Origin of the sequence: Anabaena sp. UHCC 0204, from assembly GCF_009711975.1 — a bacterium.
Classification (GTDB): domain Bacteria; phylum Cyanobacteriota; class Cyanobacteriia; order Cyanobacteriales; family Nostocaceae; genus Dolichospermum.
On sequence record NZ_VIKW01000003.1, the window covers coordinates 155714 to 173214 of the forward strand.

Consider the following 17501-nt stretch of genomic DNA (forward strand, 5'->3'; position numbering starts at 1 on the left):
TATTATTATGGTTCAGTTGTCAGTTTTTTGTTGATAAATGACAACTGACAACTAACCACTGACTACTGACTAGGTGAAATGACTGCTATTTCTCGTTGCTTTGAAACTTTGAGACGGAATCAGGAATGCGCTTTGATTCCTTTTATTACGGCTGGTGATCCAGATTTAGAAACTACAGCTAAAGCTTTGCAGGTTCTAGATAATTCTGGTGCTGATATTATTGAGTTGGGTGTACCCTATTCTGATCCTTTGGCAGATGGTCCGGTGATTCAGGCTGCTGCTACTCGTGCTTTGCAAAGAGGGACAACGTTAGAGCAAGTGCTAGAAATGCTCAAAGGGATTAGTCCGAGTTTGCGATCGCCTATTATTTTATTTACCTATTACAATCCCATTTTACATCGAGGCATTGATAAATTTCTTCAGCAAATTCAAGATGCTGGAGTAGCCGGGTTAGTTGTGCCTGATTTGCCATTGGAAGAGGCAGCAGGGCTAATAAAACCAGCGGCTGAGGTGGGAATAGATTTAACTCTATTGGTAGCTCCGACAAGTTCTCCTGAGAGGATAGAAGCGATCGCTCGTGCTTCTCAAGGATTTATCTATTTGGTCAGTGTTACTGGTGTCACAGGAATGCGAACCCAAATGCAAGGACGAGTTTCTGATTTACTCCAACAAATTCGTCATGTTACAGATAAACCCATCGGTGTGGGCTTTGGGATTTCTGACCCTGAACAAGCACGTCAAGTAAAAGCATGGGGCGCAGATGCCGCAATTGTCGGTAGTGCCGTGGTGAAGAGATTAGCAGAAGGAACACCAGCAGAAGGATTAGAGGCGATCGCTCAATTTTGCCACACACTCAAGACAGCCATCAAGAATCCCACCTAACCAAAGATAAAAATTGCCTAAATAGTGTATTTTTTTGTTATTCTCTAGTGGACAATCTGACTGTAATCGTCTTAAATAATAACAGCATATATTAGGATAGACAAAAAACTAACTGATACACTGAGTTAAAAATTGACTCTGAAATATAATATCAAAGTAGGCAACAAATTATGCGTGTGAGAGTGCGTCAGTTACAACTGAGTTACTGTTCAGTAGGATTTGAGGGGTAACAGCAATGAGTGAAAGTATGGCATTTATTGGCGGAGTCGCTGTAGCTGGGTTGGCGGCTCTAGTCCTGCTTAAAGGCACAAACACCCCTGTATCATCGAATTTTGCTGTCAGCCCCCAAATGCCAGGGACATTAATGGCACCCCAGGTAATGCAGCCACCTATGCAGTATCCTGTTAATTACGGGCAACCAGTATATTCCAACCAACCACCAACTGCTCCGAACTCAGATCAGCGTCTAGAAATGGAAAAGCTGAATATGCAGATGGAGCGGTTTAAAAATGATAATGAACAACTAAGATTACAAAATCAACAACTCCAAGTACAAGTTCAAAATTTCACTACCCAACAGTGGCAGTTACAACAAGCTCAACAACAAGTTAATCAACAAAAAATAGTTCCCTTCCCATCTGAACAAAATCAATGGTGGTCTTCACCAATGCTTTGGGCTGTGGGTGGTGCAACATTAACCATTGGTGGAGGTGTTGTGGTGGCTGGAGTTCTGTCATTATTTGCACCCAAACAGCGCCCAACTCGCACTGTCCAGGTAATTCATCCTTATAATGGATCAACACCACCTTTGACCCCCGTGCGTCGCGCTGAGTTTTTACCCTCTTCTCGCATAGAACCCAGAAGAGTAGAAACGGCAGAATACGACGAAATGCACTAAGCTATTGCCACCTATTTGCAGCAGCGATTTGCGAATTTTGGGCTGTCCAAGTAGGTATCCCTGACGGGACTGGAAGCATCAGCATTCGGGCGACAAATTATCGGTTTTTTCCCAGTAGGGGCGAAGCATTCGGGCGACAAATTATCGGTTCTTTCCCAAGTTTCTTTTCCGAATGCTTCGCCCTTACATTGAATGCTTCGCCCTTACACCGAATGCTTCGCACCTAGTAACCCTATTTAAACCCCATTTTTTGGTGTTTCTGATGGAGTTGTTTGATCTTGATTTACAGGTTGATTTTCCTTGGGTAATGCCTGTTTAGAAACATTATCAGCAGCTTGCTTAAACATTGGCTCTAACTTATCGCGCCAGTATTTAATATTAGGTAGCTTTTCTGGATGATCTCGATAAGCTAAAACCTCATCCCATTGACCATTATCAATGGCTTTATTAATATCCTTAGCTAACGCTTCTGCTTTTGCCCAATCACTCTGCCATTGATTAACAATATCAACTGTTTCTTTAACACTAGAAACAGCATTTCCCGAAGTTGATTTCAGCAGAGAAATTGCTCCTTGTATATCTCCTGACTCAAATTTTTGTCTAGCTTTTGCCACTGTTTTCGCCTTATCTTCAGTAGGTGGTAAAGATGCTTGAGGCGTGGGAATTACACTAGGTTTAATTGGCACGGAAGGAACTGGACGGGATGCAATTAAAGGACTATCATCTACAGTTTGAATAGCTAAACCCTTATCTCGACGGCATTCAATCCAGGTTTGATTATTAGAAATAATATCAGAATGCGCCCAAGCCAAGCGTCCAGATAAAAGTTTCACCTCCACCCAGCCTCGCTTTGTTCGCTTACCCGTCACCTCAAATTCATCTGCTGCACCCAAAGTTTTTAAAATATTATCAGAATTGATAGCACTGGGTTCAGAACGGATATTAGAATTAGCCGCAACCATAGCCAAACATTTATTGGTTGATTTAGTATTTCCCCCAGTCCAATTAGCAGTTAAATTCTGAAAATTGGGATATATATTTGTAAATAAAGCCGCTACACCACCTGCTAATAATATGCCAATTAATAAAGGTAAAGGATCGGGTTTATTAAAATCTTGGGGAATAGATGGTTGAGGATCAGGTTGAGAACGAACATGATTAGCGGGAGAAACCGCCATTGTTTTCTGTGTAAATTTTGAAGATGGACTTTGAGGAGATTGATAAATAATTTGAGGAGATGCAGGGATTTGAGAAAATTCCGGGCTGATATTTACCAACTCCCGACAAGTTTGTAATGCTTCCGTTGCTGTTTGATAACGTTCTTTGAAATGGTAGCGGACCATTTTCGTTAAGACTGCTGCCAACCCAGGATGAATAGGAATTAAATGCTGCCAGTTAATTTCCCCTGTATCTGGGTCTTCTTGCAATTGACTAGCGGGAATTCCCGTTAATGCCTGAATAGCAATGATTCCTAACGCATAAATATCACTATTGGGTCTAGGTTTACCTTGTCCTTGTTCTGTAGGCATATAGCCAGGCGTACCAATGGCTACTGTAGCTGTTTGTTGTCCTCTGACTGTCACTAGAGGAGAACGTAATTGTTTAACAGCACCAAAGTCTACTAAAACTAATTTATAATCAGCAGCACGGCGAATGATATTATCTGGCTTGATGTCGCGGTGAATCACACCTTCTTGGTGAACAAACTCTAAAATACTCAAAATGTCCAGCAACATTTGCATGACTTGAGTTTGACTCCAAGGCTGTCCGGGGATGAGTTCTTCATTGAGAGTATGTCCATCAATAAATTCTTGGACTAAAAAGAATTCTTGATTTTCGTCAAAATAAGCTAAAAGTCTGGGTATTTGGTCATGGTTACTCAATTTTTCTAAAGTCTCTGCTTCACTGTGGAATAGTCTTTTGGCAGTGGCAAAGATGTTAGAGTCAGAATTAGCTGGTTTGAGGTGCTTAACTACGCAAATGGGATTGCCTGGCCGTCTGGTATCTTGGGCAATATAGGTTTGACCAAATCCCCCCGTCGCCAAGATGCGAATGACTTGGTAGCGATGATCTAGTAATTTTCCTATCATAAATTTCCCTCTCCAGCTTTACAGCCTAATTTTGCCGATAGTAGTAAATATCTCCAAATTTCCCTTTCTGAAATCAGGTATCTTGAGAAAAGATTTAAAGTAAAAGTATAGTTCTTTCATCAAAACTAATTGTTAATTGTGCTTTCAGTATCCCTATTTACTAGCAATGCCACCTAAGATCACTAATTCTACCTCATGGCAACAAGCTGAAATCTTGATGCAACCTGCTTTTATTCGCGTAATTGATAATATTCGCAAGCACCTTGATATATCTAATTGGAAAGGTACTTACCAAGATGTGTTGACTTGGCCTGCTAACACGACTGATGAAACAAAAGCTTTAGTCACTCAGTTGGTGCAGGAAATTGAAACAGCAACACCGACACAAGCAGAGGAAATTAGAAAAACTCTTGCTAGTTTGCCAATACCCCATCCAGGATATCACTTACTTTTACAAAGTCAACAGCAACAAGTCAGTGTAGATTTATGGGATTTGTGTTATCAAGTATGTTTTTTGAATTATAGTCCAGAAAGTGTAGCAGTTGATATTGATACTAGCTTAATTGATGAATATGGGGATGTAGATTGGCAACACTTAGAAAATAAAACTCAGGAATTGGTGAAACAGGTGTTCGCTAATTTACCAGTAACTTGAGTTTAAATTCAAACTATGAGGATTCTATAGTTAGAATCAGCTTAGACGTTAGCTTATTTTTGCCATGAAATTCATTTCTGAACCGACGATTCTGGTCAAAATTGAAAAGATGAAACAACGGGTGCGATGGAAGCATTCGAGTATTTTACAGCAGGGAATTGATCAGACCTGCATGGTGATAGATGATGGTAGGCAAGAAATTCCAGAATTTTCGTTTATGGTTATGGGTGATACTGGGACTAAATCCTATCCTGGACATCATCCCCAACGCGAAGTTGCCAAAATGATGTTAAATCATGGTGATGATTCTCGTTTCGTGCTACACACGGGTGATGTGATTTATATGGTGGGTTCACGTGAATATTACCCAAGCAATTTTATTGAACCTTATCGGGAATTTCTAGTTGGTGGCGATCGCCCAGAAGATATTGCTTATAATCAAATGGTGTTTAAGTTGCCGATTTTGCCAGTGTTGGGTAATCATGATTACTATGATGTACCTTTACTCTATCGGTTGCTAACTGGTTCAACTTTGCCTTTGCGGCGGATGTTGCGTTACAAAGATATTGAAATTGGTTGGCATGGATCTAATCAAGGTGATGCTTATGCTAGAGCTTTTTTGGATTATTTAGCGGAAATTTCTCCAGCCGACTTAGAAAATCATTTAAATCAATATTATACCGCCAGAACTGATACAGATCGGTGTTTGCGCTATCAACCAGGAAATTTTACTCGTTTACCTAATCGCTATTATAATTTTCGTTACGGTGGTATTGACTTTTTTGCCCTAGATTCTAATACTTTCAATACACCTGCACCTTTACCTAATAATCAAGCTGGGGACAATTTTCGTCAGGAATTGACAAAACGTCGTCAGGAAATTGACGCAGAAGAATTACAGATGCTGGCGGAGTTTGACAAGCTAAATCCAGATAACCCTGATGAAGCGGAACTATTAGCTGAACTTGTGGCTAAATTAGACCAAATTAATGAAGTTAAAATTGATATTGAAAAGCAATTAGAATCTCATACTGATACTAATGTTGATTTTGAACAGTTAGCATGGTTAAGAGATAGATTAATTGCATCTTGGCAGAATCCAGCAGTGCGAGGACGGATAATCTTTTGCCATCATCCACCTTATGTTACAGAAGGAAGTAAATGGAATCAAGGACAAACTTTAGCTGTGCGTCATCGTTTGCGGGGAGTTTTGGATGAAGTTGCGAAAAGTTTGGGTAATATTACTCAGAATTGCCCCATAGTAGATGTAGTATTTAGTGGACACGCTCATTGTTTAGAACATCTGCGGACAGTTGATACAGGACACGCAGATGCTCATATTAATTATATAATCTCTGGTGGCAGCGGTCATCGTCCACGTCGTCAACGACCGCAGGGGGGAGAATTGCTAGAAACCTTTAGTAGTAATACTGGTATTTCCATTCGCAAAGTTGCAGATTCGCTGTTGTATGTGGGAAGGAGTGGTAGCGGTTTTGAGAAAAGAAAACCTTATTCTTGTGTGCGAATGGATGTGAAGGGAGGTTTTCCTGCTAAGTTTATAATGACACCACTTGTTACAGAGTTAGTTGAGGGAAAATGGTGCGATCGCTCTTTAAAACCTTTTATAATCTAATTTTCATCATCGTGGTAAGTTTGGGAATATTCGTCCTGAACCCCAATCTCTCCACAGCAGATACTTCTCCCACTTCCCCTTATCAACAGCAAGAACATCCCAGTCCTGATGGTATTGGTAAATACTATATGGGAAGAGAAATTGCTAGATTTATGGGGTATACAGGGGCGAGTTGGTTAGAAAGACCTAAACGTGAAGCACAGGAAAAACCCAATGAAGTTATTGGTCTCCTCAATTTAAAACCTAATAATGTCGTAGCAGATATTGGTGCTGGTACAGGTTATTTTACTTTTCGGATTGCTTCCTTAGTACCCCAGGGTAAGGTATTAGCGGTGGATATTCAAACACAAATGTTAGAAATAATTGGGTATATTAAACAAGACCTAAATATTACTAATGTTGAACCAGTATTAGCAATTCCTAATAATCCTAATCTCCCAGAAGAAAGCATAGATTTAGCATTAATGGTAGATGCTTATCATGAGTTTGAATATCCCCAAGAAATGATGAAAGGAATTATTAAAGCTTTAAAACCTGGTGGTAGAGTAGTGTTAGTAGAATATCGGGGCGAAAATCCCTTTATTCCTATTCAAAGATTACACAAAATGACTCAAAAGCAAGTTACTCAAGAAATGCAAACAGTGGGTTTAGTGTGGCGAGGAACTGAAGAAGTATTACCAAGTCAACATTATATGGTATTTGAAAAACCGCAGATTAAATCAGATGTCAAATCATAAATTTATCTGATTCTGCGGTCATTAGCCATAACCCTATGCTTGAGGGATCAAACAGGTGGTTTTATTAACATTATCCCAAACAATCCAGTTGAGACTATTGTCTAAACCTTCAGCTTGATTGGTAACTTTAAAATAGAACTTGTCACCGTTTTTAAACTGCACCGCAAAATCAGCATTTTGGGCAAAAACTACTATAAAACCTCTATCCCGTAAGCAATACATCGCCCAATTTTTCAAAGATTGTTTATGGGGTTCGTGGGGAATTGGTGGGTTAGTAATTACGTCTGCAATAGCTTTTAATATTTTTTCCATCTTCGCATTTAATGAGGATCACAACGAATTTCAATCATAAACCCATCGGGGTCATAAAAGTACACCCCTCTACCAGTCGGACGACTCACAGGACCGTGTGCAATGACTAGATTATTTTCCTGAATTACTGTCAATGCTTGGTCAAATAATTCTGGATCAATATCAAACGCCAAATGATATGCTCTGGTAAAGGATTTACTCGGATCTGAATCTGGTGGTGATAATTCTGGTTCTCCAAATAAATCAATTATTGTACCGTCAGGAGTAACAAAATTAGCGACTTTGCCAGTATTGACAAGTTCTATTAATGTTGCGGGTACTTCTTCTCCTGTAAGTTCATGTAATCCTAAAATATGACCGTAAAAACGGCGAGATGCTGCCATATCGGCGACATTAAAAGCAATATGATGGACTTTGCGTAAATATCCAGTGGGAATAGTATTATTAGCCATTTTTGATAATTGGGAATTTTTTCATATACTGTAACCCATCATAAGATGACCTTTAGCAAAGGTTATTAAGATGCGAGAAAACAAGCTTCTTTAGAAACAGAATTATCACTTGAGACTTTTCCTGTAGATTCTCCCTCTACTACAGAAGAAAGTTTAAATCAAGATTATTTACCAGAACAATATTGATCTTTCTTCATCTTCTTTCTTTGCGCCTTTGCGTAAGGCAAAAACGGAAGATAGAACCTTCCTAATAGCATTCCCAGTCAGAGACTGGGAACGAGGTTAGATTATTTACCGTTACCACCATTAATGATTAGAATGCGTTCAGCCAGCTTTTCCGGTACTTCTTGCAGATGATCTTGTTCCCAATGGAAAGAACCAACGCCTAAAGTGAGCGATCGCAATTCTACAATAAAATTCTGCATTTCTGCTTGGGGTAAATATGCACAAACATGATCCCAACCTTGCCAATCATGTCTACCTTCATAGCCTAAAATCTGCCCCCGTCTACCAGTCAACAGTTGCAAAACTTTAGAAGTAAACTCACTGGGATTAGTCACATCTACCTTTAAAATTGGTTCTAATAACGTAGGTTGCGCTAGAGTTACTCCCGTCTGCATAGCTAAACGTGCAGCTTGTTTAAAAGCTTGTTCGGAACTATCAACGCTGTGATAAGAACCATTGGTTAATGTCACCGCTACATCTACCATTGGGAAGCCTAACGGACCATGTGTGAGAAATTCCCGCACTCCCATTTCTACCCCAGGAATATATTGTCTAGGAACGACACCACCAACAATCTTTTCATTAAAATTGAAACCTTCACCTCTTGGTAGAGGATTAATATCTAAATAAACGTCTCCAAATTGTCCATGTCCGCCACTTTGATGTTTATAACGTCCATGAACTGAGTTTACAGATTTGCGAATGGTTTCTTTATAAGGAATTTGAGGAAGACGAGTAGACATTGGTAAATTATATTTGCGGCGTAATCTATCTAACGCAACTTGCAAATGTATTTCCCCTTGTCCCCAAAGAATCACTTCCTGAGTATCTCTATGTTGTTCCCAAGCTAAAGAAGGATCTTCCTCTAATAATTTAGTAATAGCACTGCTAAGTTTGACTTCATCATTGCGTTTTTCTGGTGTAATGGCTAATGCAAAAACTGGTTTTAATTGTTCTGCTTTTGGTAATGTTGTTACCTGGGAATTTGGAGAAATTGTATCTCCTGTTTTAATTCCTTCTAACCGACTAATAGCAACAATTTCGCCAGCTACAGCTTGATTAATTTGCTGTTGTTGTTGTCCCATTAAACGGTAAAGACCACCAGCACGAATACCATTTAAAACAATACCATCAGTTAATGTTCCTTGCCATACTCGCACGAGGGAAAGTTTTCCACCTTGGGGAGTGTAGAAGGTTTTGAGAACTTGCGCTATGGGAACATCATTAATTGTTTCTAAACGCCTTGCCATTGTCGTTTCTGGATCTGGCGCTTCCCGCAATAGTGCTTCTAATAAAGGTCTAACACCATAATCTTGTTCTGCAACTCCAAAGAAAACAGGTACTACTAAATCTGCACCTAATTCTAATTTTAAATCCTTGATAATTTCTTCTTGAGGTGGTTCGATATCTTCTAAAATTTCTTCGAGTAAATGATCGTCAAAATCTGCCAAAGCTTCTAACATTTCTGCTCTGGCTATATGTTCTTCTACTTTTAATTCTTCTGGAAAAGGGATAGAATCAGCAGGTGCGCCGGCATGATATTGATAGGCTTTTTCACTTACCATATCAATAAATCCTGTGAGTTGTTCCCCTTGCATGATAGGGTATTGGTGGGCGACGAGGGGACGGCTAGAAACTGCTTTCAGGGCGTTTAATGTTTCTAAAACATGAATATTTGCCCTATCCATTTTATTCACAAAAACGATATGGGGAATTTCCCAATCGTCTAGAAATTTAAATAGGGGTGCTAAGGTGAGAACTCTGTCGCGCATGGGTTCACAAACGACAATTGCGGCATCAACTCCCATTAAAGCATTGTATGTCTCTTGGGCAAATTCTACTGAACCGGGACAATCAATAAAATTGAAGTGAATATCATGATAATCTGTATGTGCGGTATTTACTTCTATGCTCATTCGTCGGTCGCGTGCTTCGTTGGCGCTATCTCCGACTGTGTTACCATCTTTGATGTTACCTTTACGAGAAATCGCTTCGGTGACAAATAATAAGCTTTCTAGCAATGTGGTTTTTCCACTTAAATAAGGTCCGACAATTGCTACATTCCGCGAACCGGATTTTACTTTTTCGTTCATAAATCCTCCTTTACGGTGATTCCCTCAACCGCGTTCTGTATATTTTCAGGAGTAATTCATTTTTTGTTCAGGAGAATTATTCCTGGTTCAATTTTTTATTATCCTACTTTTAATCTCGGTTATAAAAAATTGTAGCTTGTTGTAATAATCTATTTGAAGAAGTGTTAATTATCACTAAATTTGATACTCAATATCAAATATTTGTAAAATATTTCGTAAATTCTCAACCTTTTTATTTATTTATCGTCAGAAAAGATGTGATTTGGTGGAAAATCAATGCAATTATCATTAATTAAATATCCTGTCTTGGGGATAATCAGTTTGTTTTTATTAGGTGTGAATATCAAACCAGTATTTTCTACTTCTCACCCTAATGTCATGCTGGCACAATCTACAAGCCAAGCAGCTATCAACTATTTAAATCAAGGGTTACAGGCGATTCAATCGGGAAGGTTAGAAGATGCAATAACTGCTTTTCGTCAAGCTATTAAACTAGATCCTCAATTAGCAGCAGCACATTACAATTTAGGTTTAGCACTACGACAATCGGGAAAGTTACAACTTGCGGCGGATGCTTTTTATCAAGCGACTCAAGCTGATTCTCAATTTGCTTTAGCTTTTGCAAATTTAGGTGGGGCGTTATTAGAAGGAAATAATTTAAAATTGGCGAAAGATTATTTAAATCAGGCTTTGCAATTAAATCCAAATTTAGGTTTTGCTCATTATAACATGGGGTTAGTTAGGCAGCAGGAAAAAAATTGGAAAGAGGCGATCGCTTCTTTTCAAAAAGCCAGAACCTATAGTCAAAATGCGCCAGAACCTTCTTATCATTTAGGTATATCTTATTTACAACAAGGTAAGATTAATGAAGCAAAGGTAGCTTTTAATCAAGCAATTAAAATTAATCCCAAATATGCAGAAGCACACTATAATATTGGTTCGATTTTGTTTAATCAAGGTAAATTAAATGAGGCTTTGGCCGCTTTTAGAAAATCAGCCGCAGCTAATGCTAATTATGCTAATTCCTATTATGGGGCTGGTTTAGTTTTCATGCAGTTAAAGCAATACAAGGAAGCTGTCCAAGTTTTCCAATATGCTAGAGATTTATATAATATTCAAGGTAATTTACAGTGGGTGAAAAATTCCCAACAGTTATTACAACAAGCACAAAAATTGAATAAGTAGAAAAGTTCTGCCGAAATATCTCTAGTCAGAATATAGTATTTTCTCAGCTTTTAGACAGATGAATAACTCTAAGGGAACAAGTAGAAATTAATTATAACTTTTCTTAGTCTAATGAGGTACAAATTTATCTGCGTTCATCTGTGGTTAATTCTTTCTCATTGTACCTCGCTTGCATGGGAATTGCTATCAACAACTAACGGAGTAGAAACATGAGTAAAACTAAAACTCAAGAACCCATTAGCAACTTAGAGTATGATTTTATCAGTGTCCTGCACAATAAAGCCGTAGCTGTTCAAGCTTATGAAAATTATATCAAAGATGCAAAGGACGCTAATTCTCAACCTTGTGTAGAACTTTTCCAAAAATTACGTCAGTCAGAAATTGAACAAGCACACGAAATTCGTCATCACCTGCAAGAGGTTATGCAGCAAGGAAAGATGTAGTGAATGCTAGGGGCAGGTTTAAGAGGTTAATGATTTAAACCCGCCCCCAACATTTACCGAATATACTCTTTCAGTACACTGTTCCGATTGGGGTGGCGTAATTTACGGAGTGCTTTGGCTTCGATTTGACGAATGCGTTCGCGGGTGACGTTGAAAATCTGGCCGATTTCTTCGAGGGTTTTCATGCGGCCATCGTCTAAACCATAACGTAGTCTCAAAACGTCCCTTTCACGGGGGCTAAGACTATCTAGGACTTTTTCTAGGTCTTCCCGTAGTAAGTTCTTAGAAACTTGATCTTCTGGTGTTTCTCCATCAGATTCAATAAAATCACCTAGACGGGAATCTTCTTCTTTACCAATAGGTGTTTCTAAGGAAATTGGTAACTGGGCTGATTTAGCAATAAATCGCAGTTTCTCGATGGTCATTTCCATGCGAGTAGCAATTTCTTCTTCTGTGGGTTTGCGACCCATTTCTTGGGATAGGAGTTTTGTAGTTTTCTTAATCCGGGAAATGGTTTCGTAAAGATGAACTGGGAGGCGAATTGTGCGGGATTGATCAGCGATCGCTCTAGTAATTGCTTGACGTATCCACCATGTAGCGTAGGTAGAAAACTTATAGCCTTTTTCGTGATCGAATTTTTCAGCAGCACGAATCAAACCAAGACTACCTTCTTGAATCAAGTCTTGGAAAGACAAGCCACGATTCATGTATTTTTTAGCAATTGAAACTACAAGCCGTAGGTTCGACTGTACCATTTTGTCTTTCGCTCTGCGGCCAACGTGCAGACGATAACGAAAGGTTGGTAATGGTAATGAAACTTCTGCTGCCCATTCGCTGTCTCTAGGATCGCGTTCTAGGCGTTCACAAAGCCTTTCCCGCACTCGTTCTAGTTCTAGTAAATCGGCAATTTTTCGCGCTAGTTCAATTTCTTCGTCTGCACGTAACAAACGAATCCGCCCAATTTCTTGCAGGTACAAACGAATAGAATCTTCGGTGTAGTGCTTTTTCTTGGTTTGTGTCCGACGACGCGATTTAGCGGCTTTTCCAGACTTTGCGTCGTCCTCATCAGACTGAGGCTCTAAAAAATCATCAATTTCGCCATCATCTGTCAGCAATAAGTCCTCTTCTTCTTCTTCTATTAAGAGTTCTTCTAATTCGATCTCCGGCGGATTTATCATTTCTAGGTCAGGCTGATAAATATTATCGAGTACGTTGTTAGCCTGGTTCATGCCGCGTTCCTCATGCTCCTTGCAGAATCAGTTACTCAAGACATTTTGATTACTTTTGGCATTAAGTAATCTATAAACCGAAAATCGGGTTTTGGCTGATCACCCTAAAATATTTTCGGTGCTATTTTGCCTGTTTAAGGCAGGCTTGTTTACTTTTGTAATAGTCATACCGGGAAATGCTGCATTTTAACTTTTGATTGACTGAATCTATAAAACTAGATTCATGTTCTGCAAAAAGTTTGATCATGCGGACATAATTTGGATGACGTTTGACAGATTTAACTGTAAATACTGTTCCGATTGTAGCCTGTTTCACAAAAATTGCACTCTTTTTGTGCATTATTTATGAATTCATGCAGTCATACAAAGCCACCTTTATCAAAAAGATATTAAAAATGGTGATAACACCATTAAATCTTGTCGAAAACTTGTTGGTTTGGCAGTGGCATTCTCATTAAATTGAAAGGTAGGCACACTTGCTGCTTTATAAAACTTATACAAATTGTTCACAACTGAAAATATAGTGTCTATGTACTGCTTTAACTAAACCCGACGGCGGGTTGTGGTTTGTAAGCATTCGTGCTGGTTAAACCAACTCTACATATTCACTATTAGCTGGTTCGCTGTGCTTGTTTCCAGGCACTAACCCTTGTCTATGCTATACCAATAATCTGAACTAGGGAGTTAAGATTGTGGATATTTTAGTGGGCTGGTGAATGAATTAAGATTTCACCTTATTCACACATTAGCGCAGAGTTGAGATTTCTACCCTGTGCAACTTGACAAACTGTTCTTATTGTATACAACGATATTTTAATCAGTTGATAAATAATATTGTTGCTAGAGTTGCTGAGAAAGATTTTTAAGTGAATCTATCTATGTCAGCTACATATTCCCACACTGGGTGTTTTCAGAAATTTGCTGTCATCGGGTATAAAAAATTTGGTTATACTTAGTAAATTTTCTTGGTTTTGGAGATCATATTTAGTTACGCTATCTCAGCATAGCAAATGCTTTGCTTCTTTGTGAGGAAAATTTATGATTTTTGGTGAAAAAGTAATAGGGAATAGGTGACAGGTAACAGGAAATAGGCAGGGGTTCGGGTAAATAATTCTTACCCATTACCCATTACCAATTACCCATCACCAATTACCAATTACCCTTAGATATCTAAATCTGTGAGATTGAGTTTAGAACCATAGGTTTCAATGAATTCCCGTCTAGGTGCGACGCGATCGCCCATAAGTATGGTAAAGATGCGATCTGCTTCGGCTGCGTCTTCAATTTCCACTCGTTTGAGGGTACGGGTTTCTGGGTTCATGGTGGTTGTCCACAGTTGTTCGGGCATCATTTCTCCCAAACCTTTAAAACGCTGAATGGTATAGTTAGCATTGCTGGGAAGAGTACCTAGATGCTGTTGCAATTCCCGTTCGCTATAACAATACTGATAATTTTTTCCCCGTTCTACTTTGTAGAGTGGAGGACAAGCAATATAGATGAAACCTTGTTCAATCAGCGCCCGTTGATAACGATAGAAGAAAGTTAATAACAAGGTGCGGATGTGCGCCCCATCTACGTCAGCATCAGTCATTAACACTACATGATGATATCGTAATTGTGAGGCATTAAATTCTTCACCTTTGACACCTAAACCGAGTGCTGTAATTAACGATTGAATTTCGTTATTTTTATAGATTTTGGCATCGTCGGTTTTTTCGATGTTAAGAATTTTACCACGCAGAGGGAGAATTGCTTGAGTCCGGCGATCGCGTCCTTGCTTTGCACTTCCACCCGCTGAATCGCCTTCTACGATGTATATTTCCGATTCCGAAGGATCACGGGAACTGCAATCTGCTAATTTACCAGGGAGAGGAGAAGACTCTAATACAGATTTCCGACGTACTAATTCCCGTGCATGACGGGCAGCTTCAGCGGCTTTAAAGGCTTGAATAGCTTTATCGAGAATTGAATCAGCTACACCAGGATGAAAGTCTAGATACTCGGTGAGAACTTCACCGACAAAAGAATCTACGATACCGCGAACTTCTGTATTTCCCAGTTTAGTTTTAGTTTGTCCTTCAAATTCCGGATCTGGGACTTTAACAGAAATTACAGCGGTTAAACCTTCCCGAACGTGTTCACCACTGAGGTTAGATTCACCTTCTTTAATTTTATTCCGTTTGCGAGCGATCGCATTTAATGTCCGAGTTAAAACTGCTTTTAAACCTTCTAGGTGTGTACCACCATCAATAGTCCGAATATTATTAGCAAAACCTAGAACATTATCTGTGTAAGCATCAGTACACCACTGCAAGGAAACTTCTACCTGGACGTTATTACGTTCCCCCTGCACATAGATAATTTCTTCATGGAGAGGTTGCTTCTCACGATTCATGTAGGCGATATACTCTTTAATACCACCCTTGTACTCGTAAGTTTCTATTCTCGGTGTGTCGCTTTTGAGAATTTCTAAACGATGATCCGTGAAAATAATTCTGACACCTGCATTCAGATACGCCAACTCGCGTAAGCGTCCTGATAAAGTAATGTAATCAAATTCTATGCTCGTGGTAAAAATTTGTGTATCTGGTTTAAAGGTAATAGAAGTACCAGTTCTATCTTCTTTGTAAGGTTTCGCTACCAATTCCGTAACGGGGAAACTCCGTTCATATCGCTGGGTATGTACCTTGTGATCTCGCCAAACCGTAACTTCTACAAACTCAGACAGGGCGTTAACAACAGAAATTCCTACCCCGTGTAAACCACCGGAAACTTTGTAGCCACCACCACCAAACTTACCACCAGCGTGGAGAACAGTTAACACTGTTTCTAAAGCCGATTTCCCAGTTTTTGGGTGAATATCGGTAGGAATACCCCGACCATCATCTGTTACGGTGACAGAACCATCAGCATTGATATCTACTTCAACATGGGTACAATGACCCGCCAAAGCTTCATCAACAGAGTTGTCCACTACCTCGTAAACTAAATGGTGAAGTCCTCGCGGACCTGTAGTACCAATGTACATCCCTGGTCGTTTGCGGACGGCTTCCAGACCTTCCAGAACTTGAATCTGATCGGCACTGTAACTGCTCGTCATGAAAATTCTCCTGATGCTTGGGGTTAAAATCGCCAAAAGGCGAAAAAAGTCAAATCACCCCAACATTATAACATAAAAGCCTTCCTGCCGTCTGTAGCGCAATTTGATGATAAATTTTCATAGGGGTTGTAACCCTTTATCAATTAAGAATTAAAACGGTGAATTCTACATTTTTAATTTTTAATTTTTAATTTTTAATTGGAGAGAAGCGACTAATGACTAAATTAATTGTAATTTCTGGAGCGACGGCGACGGGTAAATCCGGTTTGGCTTTGAGTTTAGCAAAGAAGTTGGGTGCTGTAATTCTCAGTGCCGATTCCCGTCAAGTATACCGTGAATTTGATATTGGTACAGCTAAACCAACGTTGGCAGAACAAAAATTAGTACCACATCATCTAATTGATATTTGTGAACCGACTCAGACTATGACAGTAGCAGATTACCAGGAGCAAGCACAAGCTTTAATTAATAGTTTGAAAGTTGAGCCTCTGTTTTTAGTTGGTGGTACTGGTTTATATATCCGTTCTATTGTGCAAGGGATGAAGATTCCGAGAGTATCACCACAACCGGAATTGCGATCGCAACTCGAATCTTTAGGTCAAAATCAACTTTACCCGATGTTGCAACAAGTTGATCCAGTCGCCGCCCAAAAAATTCACCCTAACGATTTGGTGCGGACTTTAAGAGCTTTAGAAGTATATTATGTCACGGGATGTCCGATTTCTGAACAACAGGGAGAGAACCCACCTCCGTATCCGATTCTGCACTTATATTTAGATTGTGATGCGGAACGTTTAGATGTCAGAATTTGTAGGCGAACTGAACAAATGATTGCAGATGGTTTAGTTGGTGAAGTTGAATATTTGTGTCAGAAATATGGTGCTGATTTAACTTTATTAAACACTTTAGGATATCAAGAAATAAAGCAATATCTAGCTGGAGATATTTCTTTAGATGAAGCTAAAGAGTTAATTGTTTTACACACAAGACAATTTGCTAAACGTCAACGGACTTGGTTTAGATCCTGTTTGAAAATTGAATTGTTTGATGCTAATAGTTTAACTTTATCAGAACAAGTATCCCAACGAATTCAGAGATTTCTCAGTTCCTAATCAATTCTTGAACATTATTGCGTATCTATTTATAAAGTTATAATGAAGTTAATTTTAAGTAATTCACTATTGCCTAAATTAGGATTATTATATTATGATACTGGTGTTAATATTGGCATTTGGACAATATATGTAATATGGACAGCAACTCTATATACAGGTTCTATCAAAACAGCATTCAGGAATTCCCCCCGTCAAAAGATAAATTCTGTAAGACTGGCGGATTTAGCAATACCCGAATCCGGTAATATAAATGGGTTAAATAGCATTACTGCGTTTTTAATAAGCGTAGTGTTCACAAACAGTGATGGATCTGTAGCTAGTAAATCAACCATTAAAAGTTCTCAATAAGCTTGTGTAATCTGCTTTTTTAATTATTAATTTTTAATTTCGCTCTCGTATATTAGCTCCTCCAGCAATATCCCCAACTGATTAATTATCAAGAGCTTAAATTT

16 protein-coding genes are annotated in these 17501 nt (G+C 39.0%); 9 read left to right on the plus strand and 7 right to left on the minus strand.

The window, feature by feature from the left end; translation table 11 throughout:
* Nucleotides 1–78: 78 nt before the first annotated feature.
* Both trpA and FJR04_RS03590 read left to right on the plus strand, forming a co-directional pair.
* Nucleotides 79–882 (plus strand): tryptophan synthase subunit alpha, encoded by an 804-nt coding sequence (trpA, locus tag FJR04_RS03585; RefSeq protein WP_168491892.1) that lies wholly within the window; start codon nt 79–81, stop codon nt 880–882.
* Nucleotides 883–1117: 235 nt separating this feature from the next.
* Nucleotides 1118–1780 carry a heterocyst differentiation related protein gene (locus FJR04_RS03590; protein WP_168491894.1) on the plus strand — a complete coding sequence of 221 codons (663 nt, stop codon included), beginning with the start codon at nt 1118–1120 and terminating at the stop codon, nt 1778–1780.
* Nucleotides 1781–2016: 236 nt separating this feature from the next.
* On the opposite strand, the gene FJR04_RS03595 is transcribed toward FJR04_RS03590, so the two are convergent.
* Nucleotides 2017–3870 (minus strand): serine/threonine protein kinase, encoded by a 1854-nt coding sequence (locus tag FJR04_RS03595; RefSeq protein WP_168491896.1) that lies wholly within the window; start codon nt 3868–3870, stop codon nt 2017–2019.
* Nucleotides 3871–4036: 166 nt separating this feature from the next.
* On the opposite strand from FJR04_RS03595, the gene FJR04_RS03600 reads away from it, so the two are divergent.
* The 3 genes from FJR04_RS03600 (at nt 4037) to FJR04_RS03610 (ending at nt 6895) form a co-directional block, all read left to right on the plus strand.
* Complete coding sequence (locus tag FJR04_RS03600) at nt 4037–4525, plus strand: hypothetical protein (protein ID WP_168491898.1); 489 nt, start codon at nt 4037–4039, stop codon at nt 4523–4525.
* 64 nt (nt 4526–4589) lie between these two features.
* Nucleotides 4590–6158, plus strand: coding sequence for a metallophosphoesterase (locus FJR04_RS03605; protein ID WP_168491899.1), 1569 nt, complete (start codon nt 4590–4592; stop codon nt 6156–6158).
* Nucleotides 6122–6895 carry a class I SAM-dependent methyltransferase gene (locus FJR04_RS03610; protein WP_168491901.1) on the plus strand — a complete coding sequence of 258 codons (774 nt, stop codon included), beginning with the start codon at nt 6122–6124 and terminating at the stop codon, nt 6893–6895. Before FJR04_RS03605 ends, FJR04_RS03610 begins: the two co-directional genes overlap by 37 nt.
* Nucleotides 6896–6928: 33 nt before the next feature.
* On the opposite strand, the gene FJR04_RS03615 is transcribed toward FJR04_RS03610, so the two are convergent.
* The 3 genes from FJR04_RS03615 to FJR04_RS03625 form a co-directional block, all read right to left on the minus strand.
* Nucleotides 6929–7207 carry a hypothetical protein gene (locus tag FJR04_RS03615; RefSeq protein ID WP_168491903.1) on the minus strand — a complete coding sequence of 93 codons (279 nt, stop codon included), beginning with the start codon at nt 7205–7207 and terminating at the stop codon, nt 6929–6931.
* Nucleotides 7208–7215: 8 nt separating this feature from the next.
* Entirely contained in the window at nt 7216–7659 is a 444-nt protein-coding gene (locus tag FJR04_RS03620; protein WP_168491905.1) for a VOC family protein, read from the minus strand.
* Nucleotides 7660–7946: 287 nt separating this feature from the next.
* Complete coding sequence (locus FJR04_RS03625) at nt 7947–9977, minus strand: elongation factor G (RefSeq protein ID WP_168491906.1); 2031 nt, start codon at nt 9975–9977, stop codon at nt 7947–7949.
* A gap of 276 nt (nt 9978–10253) precedes the next feature.
* Between FJR04_RS03625 and FJR04_RS03630 the strand changes: the two genes are divergently transcribed.
* Both FJR04_RS03630 and FJR04_RS03635 read left to right on the plus strand, forming a co-directional pair.
* Nucleotides 10254–11162, plus strand: coding sequence for a lipopolysaccharide assembly protein LapB (locus FJR04_RS03630; protein WP_168491908.1), 909 nt, complete (start codon nt 10254–10256; stop codon nt 11160–11162).
* Between the two features lie 209 nt (nt 11163–11371).
* Nucleotides 11372–11605 (plus strand): DUF1198 domain-containing protein, encoded by a 234-nt coding sequence (locus tag FJR04_RS03635; RefSeq protein WP_168491909.1) that lies wholly within the window; start codon nt 11372–11374, stop codon nt 11603–11605.
* A 53-nt stretch (nt 11606–11658) separates the two neighbouring features.
* Here the strand turns inward: FJR04_RS03635 and rpoD are convergent, their stop codons facing one another.
* From rpoD to gyrB, 3 genes are all read right to left on the minus strand, one after another.
* Entirely contained in the window at nt 11659–12834 is a 1176-nt protein-coding gene (rpoD, locus tag FJR04_RS03640) for an RNA polymerase sigma factor RpoD (protein ID WP_168491911.1), read from the minus strand.
* Between the two features lie 121 nt (nt 12835–12955).
* Nucleotides 12956–13150: a hypothetical protein gene (locus tag FJR04_RS03645; protein WP_168491913.1), complete on the minus strand. Its 195-nt coding sequence runs from the start codon at nt 13148–13150 to the stop codon at nt 12956–12958.
* An 846-nt stretch (nt 13151–13996) separates the two neighbouring features.
* On the minus strand, nt 13997–15934 hold the full coding sequence (gyrB, locus tag FJR04_RS03650; protein ID WP_168491914.1) for a DNA topoisomerase (ATP-hydrolyzing) subunit B: 1938 nt from the start codon (nt 15932–15934) through the stop codon (nt 13997–13999).
* A gap of 215 nt (nt 15935–16149) precedes the next feature.
* On the opposite strand from gyrB, the gene miaA reads away from it, so the two are divergent.
* Entirely contained in the window at nt 16150–17046 is an 897-nt protein-coding gene (miaA, locus tag FJR04_RS03655) for a tRNA (adenosine(37)-N6)-dimethylallyltransferase MiaA (protein ID WP_168491915.1), read from the plus strand.
* 42 nt (nt 17047–17088) lie between these two features.
* The gene (locus tag FJR04_RS03660) at nt 17089–17397 is read left to right on the plus strand and encodes a hypothetical protein (RefSeq protein ID WP_168491917.1); all 309 of its coding nucleotides are present in this window, start codon (nt 17089–17091) and stop codon (nt 17395–17397) included.
* The last annotated feature ends 104 nt before the right edge of the window (nt 17398–17501 follow it).

Bases quoted from the DNA above. Each gene is read 5' to 3' on its own strand.
- trpA (WP_168491892.1), top strand. From the start codon at position 79: ATGACTGCTATTTCTCGTTGCTTTGAAACTTTGAGACGGAATCAGGAA.
- FJR04_RS03590 (WP_168491894.1), top strand. From the start codon at position 1,118: ATGAGTGAAAGTATGGCATTTATTGGCGGAGTCGCTGTAGCTGGGTTG.
- FJR04_RS03595 (WP_168491896.1), bottom strand. From the start codon at position 3,870: ATGATAGGAAAATTACTAGATCATCGCTACCAAGTCATTCGCATCTTG.
- FJR04_RS03600 (WP_168491898.1), top strand. From the start codon at position 4,037: ATGCCACCTAAGATCACTAATTCTACCTCATGGCAACAAGCTGAAATC.
- FJR04_RS03605 (WP_168491899.1), top strand. From the start codon at position 4,590: ATGAAATTCATTTCTGAACCGACGATTCTGGTCAAAATTGAAAAGATG.
- FJR04_RS03610 (WP_168491901.1), top strand. From the start codon at position 6,122: ATGGTGCGATCGCTCTTTAAAACCTTTTATAATCTAATTTTCATCATC.
- FJR04_RS03615 (WP_168491903.1), bottom strand. From the start codon at position 7,207: ATGGAAAAAATATTAAAAGCTATTGCAGACGTAATTACTAACCCACCA.
- FJR04_RS03620 (WP_168491905.1), bottom strand. From the start codon at position 7,659: ATGGCTAATAATACTATTCCCACTGGATATTTACGCAAAGTCCATCAT.
- FJR04_RS03625 (WP_168491906.1), bottom strand. From the start codon at position 9,977: ATGAACGAAAAAGTAAAATCCGGTTCGCGGAATGTAGCAATTGTCGGA.
- FJR04_RS03630 (WP_168491908.1), top strand. From the start codon at position 10,254: ATGCAATTATCATTAATTAAATATCCTGTCTTGGGGATAATCAGTTTG.
- FJR04_RS03635 (WP_168491909.1), top strand. From the start codon at position 11,372: ATGAGTAAAACTAAAACTCAAGAACCCATTAGCAACTTAGAGTATGAT.
- rpoD (WP_168491911.1), bottom strand. From the start codon at position 12,834: ATGAACCAGGCTAACAACGTACTCGATAATATTTATCAGCCTGACCTA.
- gyrB (WP_168491914.1), bottom strand. From the start codon at position 15,934: ATGACGAGCAGTTACAGTGCCGATCAGATTCAAGTTCTGGAAGGTCTG.
- miaA (WP_168491915.1), top strand. From the start codon at position 16,150: ATGACTAAATTAATTGTAATTTCTGGAGCGACGGCGACGGGTAAATCC.
- FJR04_RS03660 (WP_168491917.1), top strand. From the start codon at position 17,089: ATGAAGTTAATTTTAAGTAATTCACTATTGCCTAAATTAGGATTATTA.